At 61.6% G+C, this 12465-nt stretch carries 8 protein-coding genes and 1 tRNA gene; 3 read left to right on the top strand and 6 right to left on the bottom strand.

The features are described 5' to 3' along the window. Positions 1-60 precede the first annotated feature (60 nt). From PCA31118_RS05895 to PCA31118_RS05885, 3 genes are all read right to left on the bottom strand, one after another. Positions 61-1689 (bottom strand): hypothetical protein, encoded by a 1629-nt coding sequence (locus tag PCA31118_RS05895; protein WP_150623968.1) that lies wholly within the window; start codon positions 1687-1689, stop codon positions 61-63. Between the two features lie 255 nt (positions 1690-1944). After that, positions 1945-3162 (bottom strand): hypothetical protein, encoded by a 1218-nt coding sequence (locus tag PCA31118_RS05890; RefSeq protein WP_150623966.1) that lies wholly within the window; start codon positions 3160-3162, stop codon positions 1945-1947. 606 nt (positions 3163-3768) lie between these two features. Beyond that, positions 3769-4290, bottom strand: coding sequence for a hypothetical protein (locus PCA31118_RS05885; RefSeq protein ID WP_150623965.1), 522 nt, complete (start codon positions 4288-4290; stop codon positions 3769-3771). Between the two features lie 459 nt (positions 4291-4749). Between PCA31118_RS05885 and PCA31118_RS05880 the strand changes: the two genes are divergently transcribed. After that, positions 4750-6636, top strand: a complete 1887-nt coding sequence (locus PCA31118_RS05880; protein WP_150623963.1) for a methyl-accepting chemotaxis protein — start codon at positions 4750-4752, stop codon at positions 6634-6636. Positions 6637-6675: 39 nt separating this feature from the next. Next, positions 6676-6760, top strand: a tRNA-Leu gene (locus tag PCA31118_RS05875). Between the two features lie 93 nt (positions 6761-6853). Here the strand turns inward: PCA31118_RS05875 and PCA31118_RS05870 are convergent. The 3 genes from PCA31118_RS05870 to PCA31118_RS05860 form a co-directional block, all read right to left on the bottom strand. Continuing rightward, the gene (locus PCA31118_RS05870) at positions 6854-7390 is read right to left on the bottom strand and encodes a hypothetical protein (protein ID WP_150623961.1); all 537 of its coding nucleotides are present in this window, start codon (positions 7388-7390) and stop codon (positions 6854-6856) included. 327 nt (positions 7391-7717) lie between these two features. Beyond that, entirely contained in the window at positions 7718-9055 is a 1338-nt protein-coding gene (locus PCA31118_RS05865; RefSeq protein ID WP_246190097.1) for an MFS transporter, read from the bottom strand. Between the two features lie 182 nt (positions 9056-9237). Beyond that, complete coding sequence (locus tag PCA31118_RS05860) at positions 9238-10119, bottom strand: isocitrate lyase/PEP mutase family protein (protein ID WP_150623959.1); 882 nt, start codon at positions 10117-10119, stop codon at positions 9238-9240. Positions 10120-10444: 325 nt separating this feature from the next. Between PCA31118_RS05860 and prpR the strand changes: the two genes are divergently transcribed. Continuing rightward, positions 10445-12463, top strand: coding sequence for a propionate catabolism operon regulatory protein PrpR (prpR, locus tag PCA31118_RS05855; RefSeq protein ID WP_150625133.1), 2019 nt, complete (start codon positions 10445-10447; stop codon positions 12461-12463). Positions 12464-12465 lie beyond the last annotated feature (2 nt).

Here is a 12465-nt window from a genome sequence, read left to right as displayed (position 1 = left end):
ACAGCCGCATCTTTCGCGCGGCCCACCGGATGCGTTCCGAGCGAAGGGCACGTAACGGAGTTAACCACGCATCTGGTACTTCTCAATCTTGGCCGTGACTTCGCGCCAGATCTGGATGCTGGTGAAATACTTCAGTTTGCTTTCGATCGCGACATAGTGGGTCTTTGTCATCGACCCCTTCAGATAGGGCTCAACATCCGGGTTCGCGGTAAGACAATCGAAATGCGACTTGATCTGCCACGCCTGCAGGGACTTCAGGCGGCTAACCGCGCCTTTGACGGCAGCTTGTTTATTGTCGGACGAAGAGAGATTCCTGAACGAAGCGGGCGTAGTGGCTTCCTCGTCATCGGACACGCCGTCGAGCACCGCTTCCCATAAGTCATATCTGGCTTGCTCCACAGGATCTTCGGAGCGGTAGGCGACCATCCTGTATTGATATATCCGGGACATGACATTGGATAGCACCTGGCTGCCAGCGTTTTCCATCTTGCGCGAAATTCCATCCGCGTCGCTCTGCAACAATGTTCCTTTCAGAAATGGCTTCACGTCGTTATTGGCGGTGAGCCGATTGAAATGGTCTTCAAACTTCGTCGATCCAACGGGAAGCAGCCTCGCAACCGTGTGTTGCACGACCTGGCGCCTTTCCGCTTTCGACAGCCCCCCGAACGACGCGGGCGTTTTGGCATCGCACCGGTTCGCAACGCCGTCCAGAACCGCACGCCATAAATCGCCGACGGCAAGTTTAATTCGCGAGTGCCCCCCTCCTTCCTCTACCAACATGCCGTACTCGTCAACTGTCTCGCGGACGAAATTCAATCCGATTCGCACGGCCTTGTCGTAGGTTTCCCGTGGGACGGTATGCTTTAGATAAGGCCGGAGACCCTCTCCCGCGACAAGGCACTCCAGCCACCGATGCGTGTGTTTATCGACGGGCGAAAACACCCAGGAGACCGTTAGTCGGACAACCTCTTTCTTATCCTCTTCGTGTAGCGCGTGGAACGACACCGGCACCGCAACGCTTTGACGGTCACGGAATGCCTCGCGAAGCGCTTCCCACATCTCCTCTTTTGCGTTCTCGATCCTTTGCGCGCGGCTCCACCTGTCAAGCGGCGGACGGATGTCGTTGCCTTGCCCTTCCAGCATGCCGTAATTTTTGATTCTTTCTTTGACATGCCTTAGGCAAGTGAGTCGACCGACTTCCTCGTATGTTGTTTCGGAAACGGTATTTTTTAAGTACTTCTGAATATATTTGTCTGCGGTAAATCGGTTGAACCAACGCTCGGTTTCGTTATTGACTGGACTAAACACCCAGTCGACAACCTGTTTTGCAACCTTCCGCTTTGCATCTTCAGAGAGCTCTCTAAACCATGGCGGAGCCACAACGTCCTGCTTGTTGCGAACGCCCTCGCGAACTGCCGCTTTCATGCGTTCCGTTGCCGGCAAAATGTCCTCCGTTTCGGTGCGAACCGTCGCCGAACGAAGATTTTCGGCCGTCGACACTATCGCGTCCCGTCCGATCTGCAGGCCTGCCAGTGACGGTACCGGGCTGTGCCCAATCGTGCTTAGCTCGGCGGCCATTTCCGCCGTTTTAGGGGGACAGTTTTTTGGACTGGTGTCTTCCGGTTGCAGCCTTGCAGGGATATTCGTAGCGCCACCGGCGGACCCGGTCGTACTTGAGGGGCTGTACATGATTCTGCTCCTGAGTAATCAGAGAATTCGAAGGGAAATTCGACTGGTGTGACGTGCGGTAGAGGCGTCCGCGATGCCTGTCCTCTGTCTGATGGGAATTTCAGATTGGCACTGATCTCGCGGTGCACTTTTGCTTTCCGACCGGCCGCTTTGGGACGGTGAAGCGAGCCGGTCACGGTTGGGAGATTGAGGAAGTCATTGATTGGGGAAAGGCCTGACGCACGCTTGGCCCTTGCGCGGAGGCATTCGCCAATCTCAACCTTGCAGCATGTCGTAATCCAAAATCGTATCTTTCACGCGCCCAAGTCCGCCGCACTTTATGATCGCCTCATAAGTCGCCTTCGGGACAGTGTTCTTCACGTAATTTCTGAAAAATTCTTTCCCGACAACCTCGTAAAACCAAAGCTCCGTTTCCTGATTTATCGGATTCAGCGCCCAATCGATGGTCAGTTTTGCGACTTTGCGCTTGGCGTCCTCGGTCAGGTACATGAAGGACTCCGGGCCGGTAGTGTTTTTTCGCTCGGCAACACCGTTTCGAACGACTTCCAATATCTCGGCTTTCGCGGTTTCAATGGTATTTTTCGTGTCCTCCTCACGCATGCCATACGCGTCGATCAGATCTCTGACGCGCGCCAGACTTTCCGCTTTCGCCACTTCTCGGTACGTTTCGTAGGGCACGGTATTCGTCAGATAGGGCTGGATGGTCGTGTCCGCGGTGAATTTTTCAAACCATGGAGCGGTCTCGTCATTCACCGGACTGAACACCCAGTCGACCGTTAGTTTTGCCAGCTTTTTCTTTTCGACTTCCGTTAAGTTGTCGAAAGACTCCGGCACCGAGATCGCCTGTTCCTCATATACGGCTTTGCGAACCGCGCTCCACATGTCGTCTTTCGCGTGTGCCAGATGCCAGCTGTCGTCGCTATAGACCATGCCATATTTGGTTATTCGATTCATAAGATGCGTACGCTTGTCGGAATACACATCCAGGTTTCCGAACAACGCATATGCGGCGTCGCGCGTTCCCTGAGATATCGATTTTTTTAGGTGCTCCTTGACATCCGCATTGGCAGTGAGGCGATTGAAGTATCCGTCGATTCTGTTGGCGTTTTCCTTGAACACCTCATCAACTGCGCGCTTGACCACTAGCCGCTTATCGGACTCCGACAACGAATAAAAGGATTTAGGCGTCCTGGCGTCGTGTTCGCGTCGATATCCCTCCTCGACAGCCCTCCACAAATCATTGAACTCGCTATCCACGCGAGCGCAAGCCAATCGCCGACGCTCCGTAACGTCCGCAATGGCGTTTGCTCTCGCGGGTGCACTCGCCATCGACATGACGGGGCCGTGCCCAACATTGGTTAGCTCGGCAGCCATTGGCGTCGCATCCTGCGCACGTGGCGATTCGGTCCTCAGGGCGACGGTCTGCGCGGCGGCCGCGACCGGGTGCAGGCTGGAAGAAATCCGGTTTTCCATAGGTCAACTCCTCAACGATGAGAGAGGGGTCCGAAGGCTCGAACCGGCGATGCCGATGACCGGAACGTTGAAAGCGCAACACCGTTAGGCCGACGGCCATTTCACAGTGGCACGCATCGCGCGGTTCACTTTTGTTTTTTAGCGCTGGGCTGTGCGCCCGCGTATGGCTTCGACCCGCCTTGTGACGTTCGCCCGGGCAGCGAATAGGGGTGTGCCCATGCCCCTTCCTCGCTTTTGCATTGACTCTCAGCAACGTCGGTTGCAGGGCCACAGGAAAAATCTCGCCGTGAAAATGCGAGGTTCGGCGACGAGGGGATTGTCGGGGTGTGGAATGCCGTTCCCGGAGAGAAGAATGTGTGCCTGCGGGGCAAGACGTCGAGACGTTGTGCTGCGCGCGACTGCGGCAGCAGCGGAACCGTTTGGCGCGTCGAGCGTGACCGGTCCGGCATTGAGGGCCGCGCCGACTTCCGAATGGCGCGCCGTCTGTTGCGCGTTCAATCGGCTGGGCGGATAAGACCTTCTTCTCCACTGCGCCTACCCCGGCGGACTACAACCCGACCGCCGCGCCCTTGGCACAAGAGCGCGGTGGCAGCCAGCGAGAACCGCTCATTCACTGCGTCTGACAGACTGCAAGAGGCCTATCACTGCTTTTCTATGCGTCTCGTCAAATTTTTCCAGCCACGCAACGTCAAAGGACAACGCACACAAGACCAGTGCAGACTTGTCGTACGGCGGTACGATCTCGACGATGACTTTTAAGGCAGTCTGGCGGTCCGGTTTATCGAAGATGTCGATGTTGTTCAGGATCTCCTTGAAGTTTTCCGGACTCGGCCTGAATTCCTCAAGCTCCTCTATGTGTCGCTCTTCCAGCCCGCCCACCGCGACGATCTTCTTCCAGAGCGCGTAAAACGCCTCGAAGGGAAACTCCGAAGACCGCGCATTAGCCGTGCGTAGCGCCTGAACGGGAGCTGCCGCGCTCTGCTGCCCAAATGGTTGTGTGCTCGCCGTCTGCGAAAGGCCTGCCACGTCCGCAGCGAAACCCTGAGGCATGTCGGCGTATGGACGATCACTGTCGGAAAGCTGAATCGGCGAACCACGGCCGCTGAGGTTGATCGATGACGACTCCATGATGGAACTCCTTCGGTTGGTTGGGGATTTCATCATGTCACTCCGATGGCGCCTCTCTTTCAGATACGAACCGCCCGCTTTGCGATCCAGCGGCCGGTAGCGTCGCTTCCCAATCGCGCCACGGGGTCTTCCATCTCGCATCACGATTGAACAATCCCGATTCCGAGTCGCCTTTCGCCCGGAGGGACACCAATAGAGGGAGAGGCTGCCCAAGGTGGGTGCACGTCTCGCGGACCGAAATCGATGGTCGACGGCCATCGAACCCCATGAAGCGCCGCCGTTGAGGCCCCAGGCACGGGCATTGATCTGCGTTCATTAAAGTTAACGCCGCATTGCGCCGTAAGCGCAGAGAGTATGGACGTAATGGCACCAATGTTTCGCTGCGACGGCACCGTCAGTCCCGCCCGAGCAGTTGCCCCCCAATCCACGGCTCGCTCGCGGGCCTACCGATGAAAGCCCATGAAAGTCACTTCGTTGCGAACCCGGATTCTGCTCATCACCTGCCTGACGGTCGTGGGCGCGCTGATCCTCTCAGGCGTTACGACCTACGTGATCGTGCGCGACAGCATGATGTCGAGCATCGAGCACACACTCTCGGCCGTGGCCACCGGTAATGCCGGCACCGTCGAGCGCTGGTCCGCCGACAAGGCGCAGGCCGTCGTGGCGACGTCGCAAGTCGTCGAAAAAGGCGACCCGGGCGGGCTTGTAAAGCTCATGGGCAAGACCAACGACTTCCCGATCACCAGCATCGGCTGGTCGGACAAGACCTTCTTTTCCACTGCGCCTACCCCGGCGGACTACGACCCGACCGCCCGCCCCTGGTACAAGAGCGCGGTGGCGGCCGGCAAGCTGACCGTCACGAAACCCTACGGCGACTCGTCGACGGGCATTCCCTACGTCGCCTTCACCGCACCGCTCGTGCGTGACGGCCAGACGATCGGGGCCATTAGCGGCGCGGTGGCGCTCACTGGCGTGCAGGACATCATCAAGGCCGTGCACCCCACGCCGTCGAGCCTCGCGCTCGTGGTCGCCAGCGACGGGCAGGTGATCGCTCACCCGGACAGCAAGTACTCGCTCAAGCCCTCGACGGATGTCTCGCCGACGCTCACGGCCGACTCGCTGGCCGGCATGGCCGCTGATGGCGCCGCACCGGTGTCGATGGAACTGTCCGGCGCCCTCAAGCTGCTCAAGGCCAAACGCATTCCCGGTACGGACTGGTATCTGGTCGTCGCCCTCGACCGTGCGGAAGCCACCGCCGGCCTCACGCATGTGCTGACAGCCACCGTCGTGACGCTGGTCGTGCTCACGCTCGCTGCGCTGCTGATCGCCTCGGTCTTCACCTCGCGCGCCTTCAAGCGCCTGTCGATCGTGCGCGACGCCATGGACACCATCGGCTCGGGCGACGGCGACATGACGCAGCGTCTGGATGTGACCGGCCACGACGAAGTGGCGCAGATCTCGAAGTCCTTCAACGCGTTCGTCGACAAGATCAGCACGGTGATGCTCGACGTGCGCACGGGCGTGTCGTCGATGACCTCCGCCACGAGCGAGATCGAGATGGGCAACCGCGACCTGTCGCAGCGCACGGAGGCATCAGCCGGGTCGTTGCAGGAGACGTCGTCGGCCCTCACCGAGCTGACATCGAGCGTCAAGCAGACGGCGGACACCGCCGAGCATGCGACACGTCTGGCCAACGAGGCCAGCGCCGCAGCCGCGCGTGGCGGTCAGGTCGTCACCGATGCGGTCGGAACGATGGCCGCCATCACGCAATCGTCGGAACGCATCACCGAAATCATCAGCGTGATCGACGGCATCGCCTTCCAGACGAACATCCTCGCGCTCAACGCCGCGGTCGAAGCCGCACGGGCCGGCGAGCAGGGACGTGGCTTCGCCGTGGTCGCCGGTGAAGTCCGAACGCTGGCGCAACGCAGCGCGGCAGCGGCCCAGGAAATCAAGGCGCTGATCGAGACGTCCGTTCAGAACGTGAAGAGCGGCACCGAGCGCGTGCAGGCGGCCGGCACGACGATGAACGAAATCGTGGACGGCATCGCGCGTGTGCAGCGTCTGGTCAGCGAGATTCACGGCGCGATGACCGAGCAAAGCGCGGGCATCAGCCAGATCGACCGGTCGGTGTCGGAAATGGATCAGGCGACGCAACAAAACGCGGCACTGGTGGAAGAGTCTGCGGCGGCATCGGCAATGCTCAGCGAGCAGGCCCGCATGCTGGCGGAGACGGTGGCGCGCTTCCGCCTTCGGGAAGGCCATCATGTGGGCGCCAACGGCTTCGGCAGCCCGCATGCGCCCGCGCTGTCGGTGGTCGGCGGCTCGCAACGGCTTGCCGCCTGATAATTTTCCCGTTACAATCGCGCTCCCTTGCAGGACAAAGCCGACGTGGTGAAATTGGTAGACACGCTATCTTGAGGGGGTAGTGGCGAAAGCTGTGCGAGTTCGAGTCTCGCCGTCGGCACCAAGGTTTCAGAAGGCAGAAGATCGAAAGGTCTTCTGCCTTTTTCGTTTTTCCCCGGCCAAAAGGCTTCTCCCGGCGCCGCGTCCGTCGGCCGTCTCACCGTAGCAATCCCGCCTCACGCAGCATTCGCTGCACCGTCGGCCACTGCCCGCGCGCGAATTTGCCGAGCCCGATCCGCTTCCAGTTGCGCTGCACGGCGGCCCGCCCCTGCGGTCCATCCGCCAGAAAGCACGCCAGCGCGGGAAGCCGCAATCGCGGATCGAGCCGCCCGAAGTGAAGAATCAGCAGATGGAACAGCGCGTAGCGTTTGTGCAGGCCGGGCATCGTCGCTTGCCATCGCGCGACAAACGCCTGCCATTGCGGCGTGCCGCCGCCGCGTTGCACGGCGCTCGCCCAGTGCATCACGATGTCAGAGGACAGGTCTTCGCTCAGGCCAACAAAGTCCGACTGGAATCGAAAAGCCGTGTCCGGATCCGGCGGCACTGGCGGGAAAGGCAGGGGACCGAGCGGTTCGGTGAAGTTGACGACGCCCGCGAGATCTTGCCCGATATCGGGCGTCGCGGTGGCCCGGGACGCCTCGTCCATATCCGAAGGCAGGACAAGACTGAGTTCCGGAATGGAAGACAACAGCATGCAAGCAGTCTCCGTAACAACAAGGGACACGAACGAAGGACACGACCCACCACGCGCCATTCGCCACGCGCCGTGTTCGAGATGTGCCTGATGCGTTCGACGCGCTGACGCGTGAGGCGGTCAGGTGGTGACAGCCCGTATCCCACGTATTCGCGATGGAAGCCCCATGCTGTCACCCATTTCACGCCGTTCTTTGCGATACCAACCGCCGGTCTTTGGATTCCGCGCGCATGCGAGGGCGCTCCCTCGTTGCCATATGGGACATTGCGCAATCCCTTCGCCCTAGCGGCGCGGCGCTGCGACAGGCCACGCCGCCGAGTGGCGTCGTCAGTCGAATTTGCGACCGCGCGTCTCCGGCATCTTCAGGTAGACAACCAGCGAGATGGCCGCGCAAATCGTCACATACCAGTAGAAATATGCTTCGTGACCGCTCGCCTTGAAGCGCAATGCGACGAACTCCGTCGTGCCGCCGAGAATGGCGGTGGTCAGCGCATACGGGAACCCGACGGCCAGCGCACGGATGCGCGGCGGAAACAGTTCGGTCTTGGCGAGCATGTGGACCGACGTAAAGCCGGACAGCATGACCAGCCCCGCAAACGACAAGGCGAACGCGACCAGCGGGTCCTGCGTGTGGCTCAACGCCGTGAAGAGCGGCACGGAGAAGAGGGTGGTGCTCACCCCGAAGATCATCAGCACCTTGCGACGGCCGATCACGTCGGACAACAGCCCGAACAACGGTTGGAGCGGCATGTAAAGCAACAGCGCGATCGTGGAGACGAACGTCGACGTCTCCTTCGACAGGCCGACCGAATTCACGAGGAATTTCTGCATGTAGACGGTGAACGTGTAAAACGCCACCGTTCCGCCGATCGTGATCCCGATGGCCAGCAGAATCTGCCGCCAGTGCGCGAGCACTTCGCGCGTGATCGATGCCTCGCGCTTGCGGGCGCTGTCGACGAACGCTTCGCTCTCGGTCACGTTGCGGCGCATGTAAAGCGCAAACAGCGCCAGCACGCCACCGAGCACGAACGGAATGCGCCATCCCCAGTGCTCGATCTGCTCGGCGCTCAGCCACCAGCGTTGCATCACGAGCATCAGCCCGAGTGCGACGAGTTGCCCCGCCACCACGCTCACTTGCAGGAACCCGAGGAAGAAGCCCTTGCGATTTTCCGGTGCGACTTCGCTCAGGTACGTGGCGCTCGTGCCGTACTCGCCGCCCATCGACAGGCCTTGCAGCAAGCGTGCAGCGATCAGCACGATCGGCGCGAGAATGCCGATGGTCGCGTAGCCGGGCGTGAGCGCAATCATCATCGAGCCGACGCTCATCGCCAGCACCGAACCGGTAAGCGCCGCCTTGCGGCCGCGACGATCCGCGTACAACCCGATGAGCCAGCTACCCAAGGGGCGCGCCACATAACCCACGGCAGCAATGGCCGCCGTATTCATCAGTTGGACGGTCGGGTTGTCGCCGGGGAAGAACGCCTTCGCGAAGTAGATCGAGAAGATGCTGTAGGCGAGAAAGTCGTACCACTCGATCAGGTTGCCCGCGAGACCGCCGACGATGGACCCGAGTTTGACGGGCGCACGATCCGCCGTGGGCGAGGTTTTCGAGGAAAGCGAGGCGGGGGTTTGACGTGCGGCAAGCGAATCCTGGGGGGGCGTCACAATCTGTCTCCAATACTTGTTGTTTGATGCGGTCATGCAGTACTGCCGGACTGCGGTGATACAGGGGTGCCGCGGTACGGCGGCAAGACGAACGAGGCACCGGCGGCGCGCCGACGTCGGCGCGACGCCGTCGTGCGTGGGCGCCTGCGGTGTTGCAAGCGATGTCGGTAACGTCGTCGCACTCAGTCGGCGGCGTATTGCTTGTCCAGCGCGTCGTAGAACGGCTTGTTCACCAGACGCTGGCGCTCCGCGAACGGCACCACCAGCGAGGGATCCTCATCCAGACGCCCACTATCGCGCAGCGTGCCCAGTGCTTTTTGCATGCCCAGCACGGCACTTTGCAGCGCGGCATTCGCGTACAGCACGATGCCGTAGCCGAGTTCTGCCAGACGCGGTTGCGATTGCGTCGGGGTCTTTCCGCCAATGACGATGTTGATGAGTTGCGGACGCTCGAACAACGCGGGCAGGCGTTCGATATCCGCCAGCGTTTCCGTCGCTTCGATGAAAAGAACGTCGGCCCCCGCCTCGATAAAGCGATGGCCACGCTCGATGGCGGCCTCGATCCCGTCGACCGCAGCCGCGTCGGTGCGCGCGACGATCTGCAGATTGCTGTCTTCACGTGCATCGACCGCGGCACGAATCTTGCCGACCATCTCACCGGCGCCGATCACGGCCTTGCCGTTGAAATGGCCGCACTTCTTGGGCAAGACCTGATCTTCGAACTGGATGGCGTCGGCGCCGCTGCGCTCAAGCACACGCACGGCGTGGCGCACGTTCAGTGCATTGCCGAAGCCCGTGTCGGCGTCGACGATGATCGGCAGCGACACGGCGTCGCGCACCCGGGCGGTGTGCTCGGCCATCTCCGCCAGCCCGACGAACGCCAGATCGGGCAGGCCGAGCGACATGTTGGTCACGCCGGCGCCCGTGAGGTAAAGCGCTTCGAAACCGGCGTCTTCGATGACGCGCGCCGAAAGCGCATTGAAGGCACCCGGCACGAGCAAGCCCTGTCGGGCCTCGACCTTGCGGCGGAATTCGGCGCGGCGTTGGGCAGTCGCGGTGGTCATGATGAAGGGTCTCCCTGTGAGTTATCGGTCAATGGAGACCCTGTTCGCAATCTGCATGCCAGCCACCGCATGACTTGAGAACGTCTAAAAATGCGCTGTCGAATCAGCCACTTGTGCTGGACAGCCCGTCGTCTGCGGATGTGGCAGAATTCACGCAACGCATTTGAAACGTTTCATGGAACACCCCTGAAACGTCAATGAAACATCAGCGAAACGCACCGCACACGGTGACGTGAAACGTTTCGGCGCCGCCGCCAGCGCTCGGTGCCATCCGGAGACAGTCGTCATGCCCCCCAGCCTTTCCGGCACACCGCCGCCACTTGCCATGGACGCCCGTGGCGCTGCGTCCACGCCCCTTGATTCCCGCGCACGTCGTCCGGGCATTGCGCTGGTCAGCATCAGCCGCTTGCAGACCCTGTGCGAGACGGTCGCGCCGCGCTATACCGACCGCGCACGGTTTTATTCGGTACGGGAAGGCTACGGGGCAGCGGTGAGCGCGTTGCAGTCTTACGTGGAATCGGGCGCGGTCGATGTGGTGCTGGCTGCCGGATCGAACGGGGCGTATCTGCGCGAGAACCTGTCGGTGCCGGTGGTTACGGTGAAGGTCAATGGCTTCGACGTGCTCAGCGCCATCACCCGCGCGACGACCACGTGGCCGGACCAGCCCCTGGGTCTGGTGCTGCACGAGACGGTCTCGCGCGAGCTGGACGATCTCGGACAGCTGCTGAAGATCCGGCTCCTTCAGCGTGCTTATCGCTCGGTCGACGAAGTGCAGCATGCCGTCGACACGCTCGCCGCACAGGGCTGCAAGGTCATCATCGGGCCGGGCATGGCATGCGATTTCGCGCAGCAGGCTGGGCTCGAACACGTCTTCCTGTATTCGCTCGGCGCGGTGGAGGAGGCGTTCGAGCGGTCGGTGGAGCTTGCGCGCGTGAGTCGCGAGAAGGAATCGAAGCGCATGCGTCTGAACACCATCGTGGCGCACATGCGCGACGGTGTCGCGGCGTTCGACGAGAACGGTCAGCTCGAAGCGGTCAATCCCGCCATGTTCACGCTGCTGGGCGTGGACGCCGAGCGGGTTGCCACGCCGGGCGCGCGTCAGTTCGAACTGTCACGCAAACTCGGGCCGATGTTGCGCGAGCTGTCCGAGAGCGGCATCGCAATCGAAGAGCGGCTCGAACATATCGACGGACGTGCGTTCATTGTGAGTTGCGTGCCGATCTACGAGCACGGCATGCGCTCGGGCGCCGTGGCGACGGTGCAGGACGCGCAGATGGCACAGCGCATCGACCGCTCACTGCGCACGACACAGCGTCCGAAGCACCTCGTGGCGAAGCACGAGCTTGCCGAACTGGTCGGCGATTCGCCGCAGATCGAAAAAGTCCGGCGTCTGGCGAGCACTGGCGCGTTGCACGACGCCACGGTACTCCTCACCGGCGAGAGCGGCACGGGCAAGGAACTGGTTGCACAGGGCATCCACAACGCGAGCGCGCGACGTGGCAATCCGTTCGTCGCATTCAACTGCGCCGCGTTGCCGGAAGGCCTGATCGAGAGCGAACTGTTCGGGCACGACGAGGGCGCGTTCACCGGCGCGCGCCGTGGCGGAAAGGCGGGTCTGTTCGAGATCGCGCATACCGGCACGATCTTTCTCGACGAAATCGGCGAGATGCCCGCCGCGATGCAAAGCCGGTTGCTGCGTGTCTTGCAGGAGCGCGAAGTCATGCGGCTGGGCTCGGGACGCCCGGTGCCGGTGGACGTTCGCGTGATCGCCGCCACGCACCGCGATCTGAACGCACTGGTCGCGCAAGGGCGTTTTCGCGCCGACCTGTATTTCCGTCTGAACCTGTTGCAAGTCACATTGCCCGCGCTGCGAGAACGGCGCAGTGACATTCGTCTGCTGGCCCGAGCACTACTGGCCAGAAGCGCCGCGCAATACGGACTGGATACGCGCGCGTCGAAGGCTATTCTCGAAGCGCTCTCGCCGTTGTTCGATCATTACGACTGGCCCGGAAACGTGCGTGAGCTGGAGAACCTGCTCGCACGTGCGGCGATCTACCTCGACAACGACGTCGCGCGTCACGCACAAACCTTGCACGAGGTGTTCCCGGAATTGTTGCGTCTGCGGCCACGCCGCGAAGCGAGGGGCAAAGCGGGGGGTGAAGCGCAGCACGAGGCCAGCCACGAAGACGTCGGTCGCCGCGATGTCGTTACGCGAGACGCCGCCCTCGCCGCATTGCAGGCGTGTGGCGGCAATCGCGCGAGCGCGGCGCGCGCACTTGGCATTAGCCGGACGACATTCTGGCGACTGATGAAATCGGGCGAGCGAATCGCGACACCACGATAGCC

The sequence above is a fragment of the Pandoraea captiosa genome, assembly GCF_902459775.1.
Taxonomy (GTDB): Bacteria; Pseudomonadota; Gammaproteobacteria; order Burkholderiales; family Burkholderiaceae; genus Pandoraea; species Pandoraea captiosa.
This window is presented reverse-complemented; position numbering and strand designations above follow the sequence as displayed.